This is a genomic window from Streptomyces sp. SP18BB07, assembly GCF_036322545.1.
Classification (GTDB): Bacteria; Actinomycetota; Actinomycetes; order Streptomycetales; family Streptomycetaceae; genus Streptomyces; species Streptomyces deccanensis.
The window spans coordinates 131,664-149,314 of the sequence record NZ_JAQYWT010000280.1; the positions used below are offsets into that span (position 1 = coordinate 131,664).

18 protein-coding genes are annotated in these 17,651 nt (G+C 71.8%); 4 read left to right on the forward strand and 14 right to left on the reverse strand.

What is annotated here, in order from left to right; translation table 11 throughout:
- Positions 1 to 14: 14 nt before the first annotated feature.
- The 6 genes from PUR53_RS14735 to PUR53_RS14760 form a co-directional block, all read right to left on the reverse strand.
- On the reverse strand, positions 15 to 410 hold the full coding sequence (locus PUR53_RS14735) for a VOC family protein (protein WP_329908521.1): 396 nt from the start codon (positions 408 to 410) through the stop codon (positions 15 to 17).
- 172 nt (positions 411 to 582) lie between these two features.
- Positions 583 to 1,851: a hypothetical protein gene (locus PUR53_RS14740; RefSeq protein WP_329908522.1), complete on the reverse strand. Its 1,269-nt coding sequence runs from the start codon at positions 1,849 to 1,851 to the stop codon at positions 583 to 585.
- A gap of 163 nt (positions 1,852 to 2,014) precedes the next feature.
- The gene (locus PUR53_RS14745; protein ID WP_329900934.1) at positions 2,015 to 2,902 is read right to left on the reverse strand and encodes a glycoside hydrolase family 19 protein; all 888 of its coding nucleotides are present in this window, start codon (positions 2,900 to 2,902) and stop codon (positions 2,015 to 2,017) included.
- Between the two features lie 270 nt (positions 2,903 to 3,172).
- Complete coding sequence (locus tag PUR53_RS14750) at positions 3,173 to 3,901, reverse strand: response regulator transcription factor (protein WP_329908523.1); 729 nt, start codon at positions 3,899 to 3,901, stop codon at positions 3,173 to 3,175.
- 49 nt (positions 3,902 to 3,950) lie between these two features.
- Complete coding sequence (locus tag PUR53_RS14755; RefSeq protein WP_329900936.1) at positions 3,951 to 4,454, reverse strand: MarR family winged helix-turn-helix transcriptional regulator; 504 nt, start codon at positions 4,452 to 4,454, stop codon at positions 3,951 to 3,953.
- A gap of 62 nt (positions 4,455 to 4,516) precedes the next feature.
- Positions 4,517 to 5,398 (reverse strand): hypothetical protein, encoded by an 882-nt coding sequence (locus tag PUR53_RS14760; RefSeq protein WP_329908524.1) that lies wholly within the window; start codon positions 5,396 to 5,398, stop codon positions 4,517 to 4,519.
- Positions 5,399 to 5,643: 245 nt separating this feature from the next.
- On the opposite strand from PUR53_RS14760, the gene PUR53_RS14765 reads away from it, so the two are divergent.
- Complete coding sequence (locus PUR53_RS14765) at positions 5,644 to 6,687, forward strand: acyl-CoA dehydrogenase family protein (protein ID WP_329900938.1); 1,044 nt, start codon at positions 5,644 to 5,646, stop codon at positions 6,685 to 6,687.
- 21 nt (positions 6,688 to 6,708) lie between these two features.
- On the opposite strand, the gene PUR53_RS14770 is transcribed toward PUR53_RS14765, so the two are convergent.
- The 6 genes from PUR53_RS14770 to PUR53_RS48165 all read right to left on the reverse strand — a co-directional run bounded on the left by PUR53_RS14770 (position 6,709) and on the right by PUR53_RS48165 (position 12,295).
- Positions 6,709 to 7,851, reverse strand: coding sequence for an LLM class flavin-dependent oxidoreductase (locus tag PUR53_RS14770; RefSeq protein WP_329908525.1), 1,143 nt, complete (start codon positions 7,849 to 7,851; stop codon positions 6,709 to 6,711).
- A gap of 46 nt (positions 7,852 to 7,897) precedes the next feature.
- On the reverse strand, positions 7,898 to 9,127 hold the full coding sequence (locus tag PUR53_RS14775; RefSeq protein ID WP_329908526.1) for an SfnB family sulfur acquisition oxidoreductase: 1,230 nt from the start codon (positions 9,125 to 9,127) through the stop codon (positions 7,898 to 7,900).
- 3 nt (positions 9,128 to 9,130) lie between these two features.
- Positions 9,131 to 9,685, reverse strand: coding sequence for an NADPH-dependent FMN reductase (gene ssuE / locus PUR53_RS14780; protein WP_329900941.1), 555 nt, complete (start codon positions 9,683 to 9,685; stop codon positions 9,131 to 9,133).
- A 59-nt stretch (positions 9,686 to 9,744) separates the two neighbouring features.
- A complete protein-coding gene (locus tag PUR53_RS14785) occupies positions 9,745 to 10,962 on the reverse strand; it encodes an acyl-CoA dehydrogenase family protein (RefSeq protein WP_329908527.1) in 1,218 nt (405 codons plus the stop codon).
- A 13-nt stretch (positions 10,963 to 10,975) separates the two neighbouring features.
- The gene (sfnG, locus tag PUR53_RS14790; protein ID WP_329908528.1) at positions 10,976 to 12,085 is read right to left on the reverse strand and encodes a dimethylsulfone monooxygenase SfnG; all 1,110 of its coding nucleotides are present in this window, start codon (positions 12,083 to 12,085) and stop codon (positions 10,976 to 10,978) included.
- A gap of 126 nt (positions 12,086 to 12,211) precedes the next feature.
- A complete protein-coding gene (locus PUR53_RS48165; protein ID WP_385168806.1) occupies positions 12,212 to 12,295 on the reverse strand; it encodes a putative leader peptide in 84 nt (27 codons plus the stop codon).
- 137 nt (positions 12,296 to 12,432) lie between these two features.
- Here PUR53_RS48165 and PUR53_RS14795 point away from each other — a divergent pair, with 137 nt between their 5' ends.
- Positions 12,433 to 13,353, forward strand: a complete 921-nt coding sequence (locus PUR53_RS14795; RefSeq protein WP_329900944.1) for a LysR family transcriptional regulator — start codon at positions 12,433 to 12,435, stop codon at positions 13,351 to 13,353.
- Between the two features lie 394 nt (positions 13,354 to 13,747).
- Positions 13,748 to 15,109 carry a cryptochrome/photolyase family protein gene (locus tag PUR53_RS14800; RefSeq protein WP_329908529.1) on the forward strand — a complete coding sequence of 454 codons (1,362 nt, stop codon included), beginning with the start codon at positions 13,748 to 13,750 and terminating at the stop codon, positions 15,107 to 15,109.
- On the opposite strand, the gene PUR53_RS14805 is transcribed toward PUR53_RS14800, so the two are convergent.
- Positions 15,043 to 16,152 (reverse strand): MerR family transcriptional regulator, encoded by a 1,110-nt coding sequence (locus tag PUR53_RS14805; protein ID WP_329900946.1) that lies wholly within the window; start codon positions 16,150 to 16,152, stop codon positions 15,043 to 15,045. The two genes, PUR53_RS14800 and PUR53_RS14805, sit on opposite strands and share 67 nt — an antisense overlap.
- A gap of 169 nt (positions 16,153 to 16,321) precedes the next feature.
- Between PUR53_RS14805 and PUR53_RS14810 the strand changes: the two genes are divergently transcribed.
- Positions 16,322 to 16,771: an SPW repeat protein gene (locus tag PUR53_RS14810; RefSeq protein WP_329900947.1), complete on the forward strand. Its 450-nt coding sequence runs from the start codon at positions 16,322 to 16,324 to the stop codon at positions 16,769 to 16,771.
- 44 nt (positions 16,772 to 16,815) lie between these two features.
- On the opposite strand, the gene PUR53_RS14815 is transcribed toward PUR53_RS14810, so the two are convergent.
- Complete coding sequence (locus PUR53_RS14815) at positions 16,816 to 17,604, reverse strand: ArsR/SmtB family transcription factor (protein WP_329900948.1); 789 nt, start codon at positions 17,602 to 17,604, stop codon at positions 16,816 to 16,818.
- Positions 17,605 to 17,651 lie beyond the last annotated feature (47 nt).

Here is a 17,651-nt window from a genome sequence, read left to right on the forward strand (position 1 = left end):
GAGAGGGGGGCGGTTCAGCCGGTGGCGGGCTGGAGGAGGTCCCAGCGGTTGCCGTACAGGTCCTCGAAGACGGCGACCGAGCCGTACGGCTCGTGGCGCGGCTCCTCCAGGAACCTGACGCCCGCGGCCCGCATCCGGGCGTGGTCGCGGGCGAAGTCGTCGGTGTGCAGGAAGAACCCCACCCGTCCGCCGGTCTGGTCGCCGATCCGGGCGCGCTGGGCCTCGCCCTTGGCCCGCGCCAGCAGCAGTCCGCCGCCCTGCCCCTCGCTCCCGGGCTCGACGACGACCCAGCGGCCGCCGTCGGGCCTCGGTTCGTCCTCGACGAGCGTGAAGCCGAGCGCCTCGGTGTAGAAGCGGATCGCCTCGTCGTAGTCGTCGACCACGAGGGTGACCAGGGCAATGCGTCTCATCGGGGCCTCTCGGGTCGCTCGGGGTTCCCGGGAGGTTATACGTAACACGCGCCGGAGGCAAATGGCATTCTCCCCGTACGCCCGGGAGGCCCCGGAGCACGGCCGAGGCCCCCTGCTCGGCAGGGGGCCTCGGGACTGAGAACCAGGGACTCGGGAGGGTGTCAGCCGACGGTCATTCGCCCGGTGACGCCTTGCGCAGGGCGGCGATGCAGGTGCTCAGCGCCTGCTGGAGCTCCTCCAGGCGCTGCAGCATGTCGTCCTCGTAGATGGCGTCGAGATCGACGGCGTCGTCGAGGGTCAGCTCCTCGAAGACCTTGGTCGCCTTCTGGAGGCTGCTGTAGAACTTGGTCCGCCGCTCCTGGACCCGTAGTTCGGGGTCGGACTCGACGGTCTGGACGACGAGTTCCTTGACGGTGTCGTAGGCCTCCGTCGCCCACTCGCCGGTGTCCTCGTCGTCGTCGAGCTCGTCGATGAGGGACAGGTGCCGTTCCGCCTCGGCGCGCAGCTCGGCGGTGGCGTCGATCACCTGGCCGGCCGGGGTTTTGACCTGCCCGTTCTCGACGATCTGCCGCACGTAGCCGATGCGGCTGGCCGCCTGGGTCTCGCTGGCGACGGCCTTCTTCAGCTCGTCGGTGCGGGCGATGTCGCGGGCCAGCTCGGTCTGGAGGGAGGGGTCCTCCTTGAGGCGGTCCAGCAGCGCGGCGCGGGCCGCCTGCGCGGTGGAGGGGTCGGCGAGGATCGCGGCGCGCAGCGCGGTGGGGTTCTCGGCGACCTCCAGCGCCTTGGTCGGGCGGATGCCCTCGGCCTCGGCCGCCGCCGTGATCGCGGTGCCCCGGTCGGAGGTCGCGCTGGAGCGGGAGCTGTAGTAGGACAGCCACACGTCCGAGTCCGGCAGGTCGATCTCCGCGCCAGGGGTCAGTGCCTCGAAGTGCGGGACCATGCCGTCGTCGGCCGCCCTGTCCCATGCCTTGTAGTAGCGCATGACCCGCTCCGGCGAGCATCCGGCCAGCTCGGCGAAGTGCTTCGCCGACACCTTCACCGTCTCGCCGGGCAGTTCCCCGCCGGGACGCACACTGCGCGCCACCTTCAGCGCGAAGGCCCAGCCGCCGGTGCGCGCGTACACCCCGAACTCGCGTGCGTCCCGCGCGACTTGCTCGTCCACGACGCCGACCGGGACGTCGTCGCCGTCCGCCTGCGCGGGGATCTCGCCGCCGGACGACGGTGCGGGGACCTCGTCGGCCGTCGGCCGCGTGGGGGCCGTCTCGCCGGAGGGCTGAGGCTGTGCCGGTACCTCGGCCGCGGGCGGGGCGGCGGAGGGCTGCGCCTCGGCCGCTCCCGGCTCGACCCAGAAACCCTCGTCCCGCGTCGGCGCTCCTCCGGTCGCGGGCGCCTCGTCGGCGGGCGGTACGGCCGGTGCGGAGTGGGCGGTGGGTACGCTCACGGGTGACTCTCCCGGGTGGTGACGAACGGCAGGGACAGAACCGGCAGCCTATATGAACCCGTTGGTGCCCCTTTGCCGGGACGCCCCGCCTTGGTGGAGCGTTCGCGGGACGCCCCGCCTGGTGGAGGCGTTCGCAGAGTGGCACCGCCCCGCCGCGGCGTCGTCAGCAGTACAGGTTGCCGCCCGCGGACGTGCCGAGGATCTGGACGAACCGCTGGTACGCGCTGACCCGGCTCTGCACCTGCGCGGGGTTCTTGCCGTCGCACTCCAGCGAGCCGTTGATGCTGCGGATGGTGTGCCCGAAGCCGGCGCCGTTCACCATGGCGTTGTGGCCGGTCATGGTGCCGGGGCCGGTCTGGGTGTTCCAGTACCACAGGGCGGTCTTCCAGGCGACGGCCGCGTCGTTCTGGACGAGCCAGGGGTTGCCCAGGAGGTTCAGGCCGAGTGCGTCACCCGCCGCCTTGTAGTTGAAGTTCCAGCTGAGCTGGATGGGGCCGCGCCCGTAGTAGGCCGCCTGTCCGGCCGGGCAGCCGTAGGGCCGCCCCCAGTCGCAGTAGGTGGGGTAGTTGGCGGTGTTCTGCTCGACGATGTGGACGAGACCGCCGGTCTCGTGATTGACGTTGGCGAGGAACGCCGCCGCCTCCTGCTTCTTGACGGTGTCGCTGCCGGTGGTGGCGAAGGCCGGGAAGGCGCTCATCGCCGCCCGCAGTCCGCTGTACGTGTAGAACGAGTTCCGGTTCGGGAACATCTGGTTGAACTGCGCCTCGCTCACCACGAACCCGGAGGGGTTGGTGGGACCGTTCTCGCAGGCGTACGGCTCCCAGTACCAGGTGCTGATGGTCGGGTCGTACCCCGGGTTGGCGTGCTCGGCGATGTACGCCCTGCCGTCGGTGTAGCGCACGATGTCGCCGGCGGCGTAGGACCGGCCGGCCACCCAGCTCGGGTAGCTCGAACAAGGGGCGGCGGACGCGCTCTGGGCGGGCAGCAGCAGGGGGGTGGAACCGCCGATGACCAGCGCGGTCAGCAGGGCGGATATGCGACGCCTCGACACGTGACCAACTCCTTCGTGGAGCACGGCCGCACCCGGGCGGGGCCCGAGGGCATGACGGGGAGGTACCTCGCGCGCACGTGCCGGCGGGGCCGGCCACGGCGTGGGGGCGGCCGTGGTGGGGGGTGTGGGGCACACTCAACCGCGTTGGTCTGTACCAGTCAAGGGTGTAGACCAGTCAACTCCCATGACGGCAGGTCAGGCCTCCGGTGGTCGCCCCACGAGCGATCTCTGGCCCTCACCGACGGCGGACATCGGCACTCGCCCGGCCGGTCACGGACGGCTGCCGTCGGGGCAGCCGAGCCAGTATCCGAAGCCGCGCCGGGTGTGGATCAGCGCGGGCTTCTCCTGGTCGATCTTCCGCCGGAGCCTTGCCACAAGCTTCTCGATCGCGCCGTGGGCGCGGTACTCGCCCCAGACATGCCGACCGATCTGCTCCTTGGACAGCACGTGCTCCGCGTTCGCCAGCAGATGGCACAGCAGCCGGTACTCGGCGGGGGTGAGGCCGAGCGGCCGGGATCCGCGCCACGCCTCGCACGCGGCGTCGTCCAGGACCAGGTCGCCGTAGCAGGGCACTCCCCCGGCCCACCCCGGGCCACCCCGCCCGCGTAGCAACGACCGTGCGCGGTGCAGGACTTCGGCGACACGGACGGGCTTGACGACGTAGTCCTCGGCGCCGGGCCGCAGGCCGGGCACCAGGTCGTGCAGGGTGTCGCAGGCGGCCAGGAAGAGCAGCGGGGGCCGGCCCGCCGGCGTCCCGCGGCGACCCCGTCCGTGGCGCTCCGGGTCCGGCAGCGCGGCGTCCCAGACGACGAGGTCGTACCCGCCCTGGGCGATCCGTGTCGTCCCTTCGGCGCCGGTGCCCGCCGCGGCGACGCGGTATCCGGCCAACTCCATGGTCGTGGTGAGGAGTTCGGTGACGCCGGGGTCGTCGGCGACCAGCAGGACATGCTGTGCGTCGTCTCGTCGCGGCAGCGTTTTCCCGGTGAGTTGTGTGCGCATGACCAGACCGTTCGAGGAGGGCTCGCGTGGTGGCTCGGGTCGTGCGCGGTCAGCCGGCGGGCCGTGGCTCGACGACCGTCTCGGCGTGCTCGACGAAGTCGTCGGCCAACCGGTGGAAGAGCGCGGCGAGTTGCCGGAGGTCCTCGGCGGACCAGTCGCCGAGGACCTCACCGATGCCCCGGCGGCTGGCCTCCCTGACGCGGCCGAAGGCCGCGAGCCCGGCCTCGGTGATCTGGACCCGCTGCGCCCGGCGGTCCTCCGGGTCGGGCACCCGGACCACATAGCCGTCGCTCTCCAACTGCCGTAGCTGCCGGGTGACATGGGACGCCTCCACGGACAGCCGGACGGCGAGCACGCCCGGGCGCAGCGGCTCGCTCTCGGCGATGTGCCGCAGGATCGACACGGAGGCGCGGTCCAGCGACACTCCGCTGTCGGACATCAGACGTTCGTGGCGGCGGGCCCGCCCGGCCAGATACGTGACGCGGGTGAGCAGCCGCTCGATCTCGGTCACATCCCCCAGGGACGCCGCTTCGACGGGGCGTGGTGTGGACATGCGACCACCGTAGCAGATGTTTGCCTAAGTCAAGCAATACTTTGCGGAGGTCGCACCCCGGCTCAGCCGAGCTTCAGCTGGTCCGTGCCGTGGCCGATGTGCGCCACGATCAGCCCGGTGCCGGACACCTCGGCGTACTCGGCGGTGTGGTGACGAAGGACGGCGCCCGCCTCGGGCCCCCGGCGGGCCTCGACCGTCCAGCGCAGCTCGTGGAAGAAGAACCAGTCGTCGAAGTGCTGCTGGACGACCTCGATGTCCCGGACCTCGTAGTGGGCGTAGAACTCCTGGAGGTGGGACCTCAGTTCGTCCTTGGTGTGCAGTTCGACCAGGGTGCCGACACCCGCCGCGTAGTCCCGGACGCCCGTCTGGACCTCGGGGTGGGCCCGCTCCACGATGGCGTCCACATCGCCCTTGCGGTAGGCGTCGAGGAGTGCGTCGTGCACCCGCGCCACGGCGAACCGGCCGGCCAGTGCCCCGTCGGCCGGGTCACCCGGCAGCGACTCCCGCTGCGTACGGCCCCAGAACAGCTCACCGGTGATGCCCTCGGAACCCATCGTCGGGAACAGCACGATGATGGGCCGCTCGCTCTCGGCACCGGTGTTCTTGTCCCGTCCGCGACCCGAGCCGCTGACGAAGGTGTACCAGGAGGCGTTGATCTCGGCCACGGGCCGGATGCCGACGACGGCGGCGAACCGGTGCATGTTGCGATAGCTGCTCTCGATGGCCTCGTACGTGTCGACGATCCGCTGCGTCGGGATCTCCTTGCCCTCCTCGAGGGTGGGGACGACCGTGTACGCGTAGGGTCCGCTCGGCGCCAGTGTGGCCAGGATGTCCTCGACCACGTCGACGTACTCGGCCTCGACGTGCCGCCACGCGACCGCCGAGGTCTGCACCTGGAGGTCCGACGTGACGAGGAGGTCCTCGACCTTGGCCCGGTCTTTCATGGTCTCTCTCCTTACGGGGCCGAGCGGCCCGGTGGGGGGTGGAGCGAACCGTCGCTCATGGAGCCCGCCGGGGCGCGGCCCCGACGATCACATGCAAGCGCAGCGGCCTGACCGGTGGCGACCGGCAACCTGACAACGGGCCGACGTGGCGCAGGTCACACGCCGTGCGAGGCGGTCGACGAGCATGTGATCTTCCGGTCCCGAAGATGTGATCTTTGGGACCCGGGCCGGGGGAGAATCACCCCATGACCACGTCACCGCACCCTCTCGTCGTCCAGGCGCGCGGACTCGCCGCCGAGGTCCTCACGCCCCAGGCGGAGCGCGTCGACCAGGAGGGGGTGCCCGCGAGCAGCATCCAGGCGATCAAACGGTCCGGGCTGCTCGGGGTGAGCGCGCCGGTGGCGTACGGCGGTGCGGGGGCGCCCAACTCGGTGGCGCGGGAGATCGCCGAGATCCTGGCGGGGGCGTGCTGCTCCACCTGGTTCGTGCAGACCCAGCACCACACCCCCGTCCTGACCCTGGCGAAGAGCGAACTCCCGGCCCGGGAGCGCCTGTTGGGGAAGCTGGCCACCGGCGAGCTGCTGTCCGGCGTGGCGTACGCGCATCTGCGGCGGTACCCGCGGGTCCCGGTCCGGGCCGTGCCCCGGCGGGGCGGCTGGCGGTTCCACGGCACGGTCCCCTGGTACACCGGGTGGGGGCTCAACGATGTGATGCTGCTGGCCGGGGTCACGGACGCGGACGAGGTCGTGTTCGCGTTCACCGAGGCCCGTCAGCAGTCCGGGCTGCGGGCTTCGGCGCCCATGCGGCTCGCGGCGCTCACGGCCGCCCGTACGGTCTCGCTCCAGCTCGACGGGCTGTGGGTCCCCGACGACGCCGTGGCCCTGCACGCGCCGTACGAGTCGTGGGCCGCGAGCGACCGCCCCAAGCCCACGAACGCCTCGCCGGCGGTGTTCGGGGTCGCCGAGTCGGCCCTCGGTCTGCTGGACCAGGACGACCCCACGACCAAGGCGCTCCGGCTGCGCCTCGACAAGGTGCGGCGGCAGGCATACGCCCTCGCCGACCATCCGGCGCCGCACGAGCACATGGAGGAGCGGCTGGCCCTCAAGACGAAGGCGTTCGATCTGATGCGCACGGCGACGACCGCCGCGGTCGTCGCCGGCGGCGGACGCGCCATCGATCTGGACAACCGCGCCCAACGCCTGGCCCGTGAGGCGATGTTCCTCCTGGTACAGGGCCAGACCCCCGAGGTCCGCCGCGCCCACCTCGCCGCACTGTCGGCCGCGTACTGAACCGGCGCGGCCGGCGCCGCGTCAGCTCGCGAACGGCACCAGTGCCGTGGGCGCGGCCGGCGCGGCGAAGGGGTGACGCCACAGGCCCTGGGCGGCGAGCCGGGGCAGGACGCCCTCGCCGAACCAGTACGCCTCCTCCAGGTGGGGGTAGCCGGAGAGGACGAACTCGTCGATGCCGAGGGCGTGGTACTCCTTGATCAGCTCGGCGACCTCGTCGTGACTGCCGACCAGGGCGGTGCCCGCCCCGCCGCGCACCAGGCCGATGCCGGCCCAGAGGTTGGGGTGGATCTCCAGGCCGTCGCGGCTGCCGCCGTGCAGGGCGAGCATGCGTCGCTGGCCCTCGGACTCACTGCGGGCGAGTCCGGCCTGCACGGACCGCACGGTCTCCGGATCGAAGCCGTCGAGCAGCCGGTTCGCCTCCGCCCACGCCTGCTCGGCGGTGTCGCGGGTGATGACGTGCAGTCGGATGCCGAAGCGGAGGGTGCGGCCCTCCTTCGCCGCCAGCCCCCTGATCCAGGCGATCTTCTCGGCGACCACGGCCGGCGGCTCGCCCCAGGTGAGGTAGACGTCGACATGCCGGGCGGCGATCTCTCCAGCGATCGGGGAGGAGCCGCCGAAGTACACCTCGGGCACCGGGTCCGGCAGCCGGGCCAGCCGCGCGTCCTCGACCCGGAGGTGCTCACCGCTCAGGTCGACGGTCTTGCCCTCCCACAGCCCGCGTACGACCTCCAGGAACTCACCGGTACGGCGATACCGGTCGTCCTTGTCGAGGAAGTCGCCGTAGGCCCGCTGTTCGTGGCTCTCGCCGCCGGTGACGACGTTGAGGAGGAGCCGTCCGCCGGTCTGCCGCTGGAAGGTGGAGGCCATCTGCGCGGCGAGCGTGGGCGAGACGAAGCCGGGGCGGAACGCGACCAGGAACTTCAGGCGTTCGGTGTTCTGGCTCACCATCGCGGTGGTGAGCCAGGCGTCCTCGCACCAGGCACCGGTGGGGGTCAGCGCGCCGACGAAGCCGAGGTCCTCGGCGGCGCGGGCGATCTGGCTCAGATAGGCGACCGTCGGCGGCCGGTCGCGCCCCGACTCGGTGGCGGGGGTGCCGTGACCGCCGCCGACGACATGCCGGCTGTCGCCGTTGGTGGGCAGGAACCAGTGGAAGGTGAGGGACACGGGGTCTCCTGTCTGAGGGGGTGCCAGTACCGCGGCAGGCGCGGCGCTAGAGGAGGCCATGGCGGGGCGGCCGGGTGCCGTTCAGCGTGTACCGGCCGATGTGCTGCAGCTTCCAGCGGGTCGGATCGTGCAGGGTGTGGGTGCGGGCGTCCCGCCAATGCCGGTGCAGATTCAGTGAGTTGAGTGCCGCCCGGGTGCCGGACACCTCGAACAGGGCGCTCGCCACCTCCAGGGCGGCCTGGGCCGCCTGCACCTTGGCGGCGGCCACCGCGATGGACGCCTCGGCCGCCGAGTCGTCCGTCAGGGCGCCGTGCGCGGAGTCCACGGCCCGCGCGGCCTCCCGCACCAGCGCCTCCGACGCCCGTACCTGGAGGGCGAGTTCACCGAACCGCTGGATGAGCAGCGGATCCTCGGCCGCGGTCTCCACGCCGCTCTCGAACCACGGCCTGCTCTTCGTGCGCACGAACTCGGCCGCCTCGACGAGGGCTCCCCCGGCGATGCCGACGTCGATGGCGGCGTGCAGCAACTGGGCGGCGGCGCCGTGCAGTTGGGGCCCTTCGAAGGTGAGGTGGTGCGGCAGCACCCGGTCGCCCGGCACCTGGACGCGCTCCAGGCGGACGGTGCCGCTGGCGGTCGTACGCTGGCCGAGGCCGTCCCAGTCGTCGATCACCGTGACACCCGGGGCGTCCCGGGGCACGTAGGCGACGTGCAACGCGTCCCCCTCGGCGCGGGCCAGGACCGGGATCCAGTCGGCGAACAGGGCGCCCGTCGCGTAGTGCTTGACCCCGTCGAGGAGATAGGAGCCGTCCGGCCGGGGTACCAGCCGGGTGCGGATGTCCTGGACGTGCCGGGTGCCCGCCTCGGACTGGGCGTTGCCGAAGCGGCGCCCGGCGAGGAGCTCGCCGAAGAAGAACTCGCGCTGTCGCGCGGTCCCCTGACGGCGCAGCACATTGACGTAGGCGAAGTGGCTCTGCGGGATCTGGGCGAGGCTCGCGTCCGCTGAGGCGAGCAGCCGGAAGATCTCCGCCAGGGTCTCCTGGCTCACGTCCGCTCCCCCGTACGCGGCGGGCACGGTGACGGCCAGCAGCCCGGAGGCGGAGAGCCGGTCCAACTCGGCGCGCGGCAGGCGCCGTTCGGCGTCCCGCTCCGAGGCCCCGGCCCGGAACTCCTCGGCGAGCGCGGCCGCGACGGCCAGGGCCTCGGTGGCGTCGGCGATGACCTTCGCGGCCGGAGGGCCGGTCGGGGCGTCGGTGGGGGCGGCGGCGGTGTCGGTCATGGGTCAGCTCGCGGCGGCCAGGACCGGGGCCGGGCCGAGCGCGGTCAGGAACTGGTCGACGACCTGGCCGAGGGCCTCGGCGGTGGCCGGGGCGATGGTGACCTTGCCGTCCTCCCCCACGGTGATGTCCTTGTCGAGGGTGAACCAGCCGGGGACGATGTGCCGGGCGCCCATGGAGCTGAGGACCGGCCGCAGGGCGTAGTCGAGGGCGAGGACATGGGCGGTGGTGCCGCCGGTGGCCAGCGGCAGCACCGTCTTGTCGGTGAGGGCGTACTGCGGGAGCAGGTCGAGCAGGGCTTTGAGGACCCCGGAGTACGCGGCCTTGTAGACGGGGGTGCCGATCACGACGCCGTCGGCCCGTGCGAAGAGTTCGGTGGCCTCGACGATGGCCGGGTGCTTGAAGTCCGCGCCGAGGAGGGCCTCGGCGGGGATGGTGCGGATGTCGAGGGGCACGACCTCGTGGCCCTGGGCGATCAGCCGGGCGTCGAGGTGGCGTACGAGCTTCGCGGTGCGGGAGGAGACGGAAGGGCTGCCGGAGACGGACAGAACGGTGGCCATGGGTCCTCTTTCGGGGAACGCGGGGTGCCCGTGCGGACGGGCACCCCGGAAGGGAGTGGTCAGGAGTACCAGGTGGGTTCGGGCAGTTCGCCTTCGAGGACCCAGCGGCCGACCTCGCGGCGCTTGTAGGCGACGGGGTCGTGCAGGGTGTGGGTGCGGATGTCGCGCCAGAAACGGTCGAGGCCTTCGGAGGTGGCGGTAGAGCGGGCGCCGGTCACCTCGAAGACACGCGTCGCGACCTCCAGGGCCACATCGGTGGCGCGGGCCTTGACGGCGGCCACCCTGACCTCGAAGTCGCCGCGGGTCCGCTCGGTGACGGCGTCGGGGTCGTCGTGCAGCCGCTGCCCCTCGGCGGCGACGGTGTCGGCGAGGGCCTCGACCGCCCACAGCTTGGCGGTCAGATCGCCGTAGACGTCGATGACGTAGGGCTCGTCGACCGCACGCTCGTGCCCGCCGTGCAGCCAGGCCCGGGACTTGGTACGGGTGTACGTCGCCGCCGTCTCCAGCGCACCGGCGGCGATGCCGAGGTAGAAGTTGACGAAGACGAGCTGGATGGTGGGCACGTTGAGGGTGTTGTACGTGCGGGGCCGGAACTCCTTGTCGACATAGCCGGCGGCGGAGGACCACGGGGTGCGGACCCCGTCGAGGGTGACACCGCCGCTCTCGGTGAGCCGCTGGCCGATGTTGTCCCAGTCGTCGTGGAAGGTCAGTCCCTCGCTGTCGGAGGGGACGATCGCGAAGACGTGGTCGTCGGTGCCCTCCAGGACGCCTTCGAGGACGGTGACGTCGGAGACCTTGCTGCCGGTGGAGAAGGACTTGCGGCCGGTGAAGACCAGGTCGTCGCCGTCCTCGGTGACCACCACGTCCTTGTCGCGCGGGTTGACGGCGCCGCCGAAGAACCAGCGGTTCCGGGCGGCCTCGGCCTCGACGTGCTCCCACTGTTCGCGGGTGCCGACCAGCCGGGCGGCCCAGTTCCAGAGGTAGTGGTAGCCGAGGAGCTGGCCGATGGAGCCGTCGGCCTTGGCGACCTCGCGGACGACACGGTAGGCGGTGGGCCAGTCCTGGCCTCCGCCGCCGTGCTCGGTGGGGCCGAGCAGGGTGACGAGGCCGGAGTCCTTGAGGAGGCGGACCTCGTCGTACGGGGTGGCCCCGGCGCGCTCTCGCTCGGCGGCGTCGGTGGCGAGGACGGCGGCGACCTCCCCGGCGCGGGTGATCCACTCCCGTGCGGTCTTCGGGGCGGGTCCGGTCTTCCAGTCGGTGGGGGTGGCGGTGCTCATCTCGATGGCCTCCTCAGACCTGGGCGGGGACGGACTCGGGGAGCTGGGCCTCCCGTTCACGCACCAGCGGCAGCACCCGCCGGCCGAAGTACTCGACCTCCTCGTGGTAGTGCAGGAAGCCGAGGAGGAAGAGGTCGACGCCGAGCCGCTTGTAGGCGACGATCCGCTCGGCGATCTGCTCGGGGGTGCCGATCAACCCCGTACGGAAGCCGTCGTTGTACTGGACGAGGTCCTCGAACGAGGAGTCCTGCCACATGCCCTTGCCGTCTGCGGCCGACTGCCCGGCCTGTTTGACGGCGGCGCCGAAACCCTCGACGGCCTCCCGGTCCGCGTGCGCGACGATCTCCCGCAGGGTGTCGCGGGCCTCGGCCTCGGTGTCGCGGGCGATGAGGAAGGCGTTGAGGCCGAACCTCGGTGCGGCGCGGCCCACTTCGGCGGCGGCCTTGCGGACGTCGGTGAGCTGTTCGGTGACTCCGTCGAAGTCCTTGCCGTTGGAGAAATACCAGTCGGAGACCCGGCCGGCCATGGCGCGGGCGGCGGTGGAGTTGCCGCCCTGGAAGATCTCCGGGTGGGGGCGTTCGGCGGTGTTGAGGGGCTTGGGCTTGAGGGTGAAGTCGCGCAACCGGTAGAAGTCACCGGCGAGTTCGGTGTGGTCCTCGGTCCAGATCTGCCGCAGGGCGCGGATGAATTCCTCGGAGCGGCGGTACCGTTCGTCGTGCTCCAGCCAGGGCTCGCCGAGGGCGGTGAACTCGCCCTTGAACCAGCCGGATACGACGTTGACGGCGAAACGGCCGTTCGACAGGTGGTCGGCGGTGGCGCCGAACTTGGCGAGGACGCCGGGGTGCCACAGTCCGGGGTGGACGGCGGCGATGACCTTCAGCCGCTCGGTGGCGAGCAGCAGGGCGAGGCTGAAGGAGGTGGATTCGTGCTGGTACTCGGCGCCGTAGCTGGCCATGTACCGGACCTGGCTGAGGGCGTACTCGAAGCCGTTGTTCTCGGCGAGGACGGCGAGTTCGCGGTTGTACTCATACCCCCAGTCGGTGCGTTGTTCGATCGTGCTGGTGACGAGTCCCCCGCTGACGTTGGGGACCCAATAGGCGAATTTCAGGGGCGCGGCAGACATGCGGAACTCCTGTTGCGGAATGTTTTCGGGCATGCCGAATTCAGCAGGCGCACGCCGGACGCGGGCACGGTGAATTCAGGCGGAAGGCCGGGAAAGCAGAAAAGCGCGGCGGATCACGGAGGGGGATCAGGCCGCGGCGCGACAGGAGGCGCTGGAGACGCGTGCGAGGTCGACATGGCGTCGCCGCGTGAGGTCCAGTCGCTTCTTCATGCCGTCGATCGTGGCAGCCGCCGTCGACGGCCGTCAAGGAGAACCCGACCGGTCTCGTATCCCGGACCATTGAATTTCACGAAGGTGTGACAGGGAAACCCTTGAACGGGCCGGAAATCGGCACGCATTCTGCTGCCGTGCGAACGGAACAGCTGGAATACATCACGGCGGTGACCAGGCTCGGTTCGCTGCGCCGGGCCGCCGACGAACTACGGCTCTCCCAGCCCGCGTTGAGCGAGACCGTACGGAATCTCGAACGCGAGCTGGGCGTCGATCTGCTGGAGCGCAAGCGGTCCGGCGCGACGATGAGCGCCTCGGGACGGGAGCTGCTGCCGCACATCATCGGGGTGCTGGACGCGGTGGACCGGCTGCGGGCCGCGGCGGGTGAGCAGCACCGCATCAGCCGGATGGTCCGCCTGGGCACGGTCAACGCGGCGACCGTGCCGCTGCTGATCCCGGTGATCCGTGACTTCCGTGCCGACCACCCGCTCACCCAGGTCGAGGTGGTCGGCGCCCAGCAGACCGACATCCAACGGGCGCTGCTGGAGGGTTCGTTCGACCTCGGGCTCGTCAATCACCTCGACGGTGACGACGTACCGGCCGCGTTCGAGGCCACCGAGCTGCTGCGGGGCCGGCCGGTGGTGGTCGTCCGCCCGGACAGCCCGCTGGCGGCCCGGGACGCGGTGTCGGTGGACGACCTGCTCGCCGTGCCGCTGATCGGTATGCGCTCCGGTTATGTCATGCACCGCTACGTCCACCGGCTCCTCGACGGCCGCGCCCCCGCCTTCGCGTACTCCACCGACGGCGCCGAGATGGGCAAGCTGATGGTCGCGGAGGGGCTGGGCGCGACGGTCCTCCCGGACTTCAGCGTCGTCGGTGACCCCCTGGAGCGGCGCGGAGCTCTCGTCCACCGGCCGATCGCCGACGACACCACACGGGTCCTGCTGATGCTCCAGCGCCGCAGGGCGGACTCCGTACCGCGGGCGGCCCGGGATCTGCACGAGGCGTTCGTCCGGCGGGCGAGGGCGCTGGGCGCAGCAGGATCACCAGCACGGTGAGGAGCGCCACGGTGAGGAGCGGGCCGTCGATGCCGGCGAAGGCGCCAGCCAGGTCCGCCTGGCTCGCGGCGGGCCCCGCGGGACCTGTCCTGTGAGGGCGGGGGGTGCCCGCTGCGCGGTGACGACCTCGGTGGAACGCCCCGTCGCGTGCAGCCGGTGGTCGCCCGCAAAGGCGTGCACCATCCGGTTGATCTCTCCGGCGCCCCGAAGGCGCCGCCCCCGTCGCCCCCGACTGCCGAGCGGGACCGTTCACTGTGGCCAGGCGGTCAGCGTAGTCGCCGTACCGATCACCCGAACGCGCGGCGATGTTCCCCGGGCGCATCCGGGAGCGCCCCGCCGGAGGAAGTGATGTGCATGAGCACCTGATCCGTCTCCCCTTCCCCGGAGTCCGTCCATGAACGTCTCGGTCGTCCTGTTCACCTCCGATCTACGGCTGCACGACCATCCACCGCTACGCGCGGCGCTCGACGGATCACGGCAGGTGGTCCCGCTGTTCGTGCGCGACCGGGCCGTGGCCGCGGCCGGGTTCGCGGTGCCCAACCGGCTCGCGTTCCTCGCCGACTGCCTGCGCGACCTCGACGCGGGGCTGCGTGAGCGGGGCGGCCGACTGGTGGTGCGTTCCGGCGACGTCGTGGAGGAGGTGTGCAAGGTGGCCGCCGAGGCCGACGCCGACGAGGTGCATCTGGCGGCCGACGCCGGCGCGTACGCCCAGCGGCGCGAGGCGCGGCTGCGGCGCGCCCTGGAGGCCGAGGGCGTACGGCTGCACGTGCACGAGACGGTGACGACCGCCGTGGATCCCGGCGCGGTGACACCGGCCTCGTCGGACCACTTCTCGGTGTTCACGCCGTACTTCGGCCACTGGTCCCGGCAGCGGCTGCGGAACGCGCTGGCCGCGCCGCGGGCGGTACGGGTGCCGGACGGGATCGGTTCGGAGGAGCCGCCCTCTCGGGCGGAGCTGTCCGGCCTCTCCCCGGAGTTGGCGGCCGGCGGCGAGACGGAGGGCCGCGCACGGCTCACCGCCTGGCTGCGGTCCGGCATCGAGGAGTACGAGGACCGGCACGACGATCTGGCGGGCGACGCGACCTCCCGGCTCTCGCCGCATCTACACTTCGGCACCCTCTCCCCCGTCGAGCTGGTCCACCTGGCGCGCCGCGCGGGCGGCCCGGGCGCCGAGGCGTTCGTGCGGCAGCTCGCGTGGCGGGACTTCAACCGGCAGCTGCTGGCGGTGCGGCCGGCGGCCGCGTCCGTGGACTACCGGGCCAGGCACGACCGTTGGCGCTCCGCCCCGGACGAGGTCGAGGCGTGGCGGGAGGGCCGCACCGGCTATCCGGTGGTCGACGCGGCGATGCGCCAGCTGCGCCACGAGGGCTGGATGCACAACCGCGGCCGTCTGCTGACGGCGAGCTTCCTGACCAAGACGCTGTACGTCGACTGGCGCGTGGGCGCCCGGCACTTCCTGGATCTCCTCGTCGACGGCGACGTGGCCAACAACCAGCTCAACTGGCAGTGGGTGGCGGGGACCGGCACCGACACCCGCCCCAACCGGGTGCTCAACCCGGTCACCCAGGCGAAGCGGTACGACCCGGAGGGTGAGTACGTACGGCGCTGGGTGCCGGAGTTGGCGGACGTCGCGGGGCCGGCGGTGCACGAGCCGTGGAAGCTGTCCGGGCTGGACCGTGCCGCGCTGGACTATCCGGAGCCGATCGTGGAGCTGGCGGAGGGCCGGGAGCGGTTCCTGCGGGGGCGCGCGTCCTGAGGTTCCGCATCGGCCCGGCCGGTGTCCGAGGACTGCGGGTCCGACCGTTCCGCGCGTCCGTGCGGTCCCGAGAGCATCTCCACCGCGTCGCCCAGCGAGGACGGCCGGGCGGTCCCGGGCACGGTATGCCCGAGCCAGCCGGGGCCGCCGAGCACCACGAGCGGCTGCCGGCGGGCGCCCTTCACGCCCCAGCTGACGGCGGCGAGGTGGCGGGCGAGGGGCAGGCTCGCCGTGGAGCGGTCCTGCGCCCACAGGACGACCGCCGCCGGGCCGAGCCGGTCGACCGCCGCGCTGAGCGCCTCGGCGGGGACCGCCGCGCCGAACATCCTGGTGGGCAGGCCGAGTTCGCCGAGGGCCGCATTGAGGGCCTCCAGCGGAAGGGTGTGCTGCTCGCCGGGCACACAGGCGAGCACGACCGGTCCGGGCGCGGTGCTGTCGTGGCGGGACGCGGGCGGCCGGGTGCCGCGGCGGAGGGTGGTGGAGACGTGCCAGGACAGCAGATGCTCGACCTCGACGTAGCGGTCCCCCGAGGAGGCCCACTTGCGGCCCACCGCGTGCAGGGTCGGCACCATCACCTCCTGCCAGGCGACCGTGAGTCCGTATCGCTCGACGGCTCCGGCCAACCGGTCCTCCACCGCCGGGGCGTCGAGGCGTACGGCGGCGCGGGCGAGGCCCCGGCACTCCCCGCGGAGGTCCCCCGGTGCGGGCGGGCCGGGGGCGCGCGGCGGCCGGGGCCGTTCCCCGTCCCCTGTTCGGGAACCTTCGGGGCCTTCCTCCGCGCGCCGGGCTCCGGCTCCTTCCTTCGCCGCGCGGGCCGCCTCCGCCGGTGGCACCCCCGCCGAGGTGAGCCGGCACATCGCCTCGACCACCGTCACGTCCCCTGGGGTCCAGCGCCGGTGCCGGCCGTCGGCGCGGACGGCGGGCCCGATGCCGTAGCGGCGGTCCCAGGAACGCAGGGTGGTCGGCGACACGCCCAGCCTGCGGGCAAGGGCACCGCTGGTGAGCCCGGGATCGGCGGCGTTTTCCTCCCCGTATGCACCCATGCGGGTGACTATACGGCGTAGAAGCGGTGCGAGCCGAAGCCAGGCGTGCTTCCACTCCTCGCCGACCACTACACATAAAGGCAAAATAAGCGCAGAATGAACGTACGCGGCGCTTACCGCATACCCCACCAGACGCGGTCAGGCCTGCGGAGTTCAAAGGAGTCGACTCATGGCCAACGTCTCACACAGGAGTGACATCTCCAGTCACCCCGACGCACCCGAAATGCAGGCGCGGTACGCCCGCATGCTCGGTGGTCGCGACGTGGCGCTCGTGGACGGACCGGTGTTCCTGCTCGGTCTGTACTGCGCCGTGTCCCCGTGGATACTCCACTACACGACGAGCCAGCCCGCACTGGTGACCCACAACCTCATCGTGGGCATCGCGATCGGCCTGCTGGCCCTCGGCTTCACCGCCGCACCGGAGAGGATGTACGGCCTGAGCTGGGCCATGTGCGCACTGGGCGCGTGGATGATCATCGCGCCGTGGATCGTGGGCGAGAGCCCGGACGCCGGTGTCGTGGTCAACAACATCATCATCGGCTGCCTGGCTCTGCTGCTGGGAGCGATGTGCGCCGGCGCCGCGACCAAGGGCGGCACCCGTGGGGGCCTCACACCGTAGGTGTGACCAGGAACGCCCGCGAGGGGTAACGGCGGCCGATCCGCTCAGGCGGGTCGGCCGTCGCCGTTCGCGCGCGGCACCTCCCACGGCTCCTGCGGCAGCACACGACCGGTCTCCAGCAGCGACTTGAGGTTGGACAGCACCGCGGGCCAGCCGAAGGACACCTCGGCGAGCGCCCCCTCATCCTCCAGGTCCTCATGGGTCACGGTGAGCCGCACGATGTCGGCGTGCGGCTCGATGCGGAAGGTGACCCGCGAGTACGTCTCCGTCCTGCCCTCGTTCTCCGGCGAGGCCCAGGTGGTGACCAGCCGGGTCGGGGGCTCGCTCACCACGACCGTGCCGACGACGTCCTCGACACCGGAGCCGTCGGTGCGGACATGGGCCCAGCGCGAACCCTGCCGCCAGTCCGACTCGTTGCGGTGTCCCCAGTAGTCGGCGGTCAGGTCGGCGCTGGTCAACGCCTCCCAGACCTTCTCGGGTGTGCTCGCGATGTAGGTGACGTACACGAATGTGGGCTTGTCGGTCATGGCTTCCTCGGCTCGTCGTCGCACGGCACCGAGCGCTCTCAGCCGGGGGCGCTCGAACTTGTCGATCCACCGCTCCTGCATCTCGTGGAGCGGGACCGGATTGAGGTAGTGCAGCTTCTCCCGCCCCCGCCGCACCGTACTGACCAGGTTGGCGGCCTCCAGGACGGCCAGGTGCTGGGTCACCGACTGCCGCGCCATGTCGATCCGCGCGCACAGCTCGCCCAGCGTCTGCCCGTTGTGCTCGTGCAGCCGGTCCAGCAGCCTTCTGCGGGTCTCGTCGGCCAGCGCCTTGAAGACCTTGTCCATCTCCGGATCACTCCCCGATCGCACACTCCACGTTATGCAGGTAATTA

Bases quoted from the DNA above. Each gene is read 5' to 3' on its own strand.
- PUR53_RS14810 (WP_329900947.1), top strand. From the start codon at position 16,322: ATGGCCAACGTCTCACACAGGAGTGACATCTCCAGTCACCCCGACGCA.
- ssuE (WP_329900941.1), bottom strand. From the start codon at position 9,685: ATGGCCACCGTTCTGTCCGTCTCCGGCAGCCCTTCCGTCTCCTCCCGC.
- sfnG (WP_329908528.1), bottom strand. From the start codon at position 12,085: ATGTCTGCCGCGCCCCTGAAATTCGCCTATTGGGTCCCCAACGTCAGC.
- PUR53_RS14765 (WP_329900938.1), top strand. From the start codon at position 5,644: ATGACCACGTCACCGCACCCTCTCGTCGTCCAGGCGCGCGGACTCGCC.
- PUR53_RS14755 (WP_329900936.1), bottom strand. From the start codon at position 4,454: ATGTCCACACCACGCCCCGTCGAAGCGGCGTCCCTGGGGGATGTGACC.
- PUR53_RS48165 (WP_385168806.1), bottom strand. From the start codon at position 12,295: ATGAAGAAGCGACTGGACCTCACGCGGCGACGCCATGTCGACCTCGCA.
- PUR53_RS14815 (WP_329900948.1), bottom strand. From the start codon at position 17,604: ATGGACAAGGTCTTCAAGGCGCTGGCCGACGAGACCCGCAGAAGGCTG.
- PUR53_RS14760 (WP_329908524.1), bottom strand. From the start codon at position 5,398: ATGAAAGACCGGGCCAAGGTCGAGGACCTCCTCGTCACGTCGGACCTC.
- PUR53_RS14750 (WP_329908523.1), bottom strand. From the start codon at position 3,901: ATGCGCACACAACTCACCGGGAAAACGCTGCCGCGACGAGACGACGCA.
- PUR53_RS14785 (WP_329908527.1), bottom strand. From the start codon at position 10,962: ATGAGCACCGCCACCCCCACCGACTGGAAGACCGGACCCGCCCCGAAG.
- PUR53_RS14805 (WP_329900946.1), bottom strand. From the start codon at position 16,152: ATGGGTGCATACGGGGAGGAAAACGCCGCCGATCCCGGGCTCACCAGC.
- PUR53_RS14800 (WP_329908529.1), top strand. From the start codon at position 13,748: ATGAACGTCTCGGTCGTCCTGTTCACCTCCGATCTACGGCTGCACGAC.
- PUR53_RS14775 (WP_329908526.1), bottom strand. From the start codon at position 9,127: ATGACCGACACCGCCGCCGCCCCCACCGACGCCCCGACCGGCCCTCCG.
- PUR53_RS14735 (WP_329908521.1), bottom strand. From the start codon at position 410: ATGAGACGCATTGCCCTGGTCACCCTCGTGGTCGACGACTACGACGAG.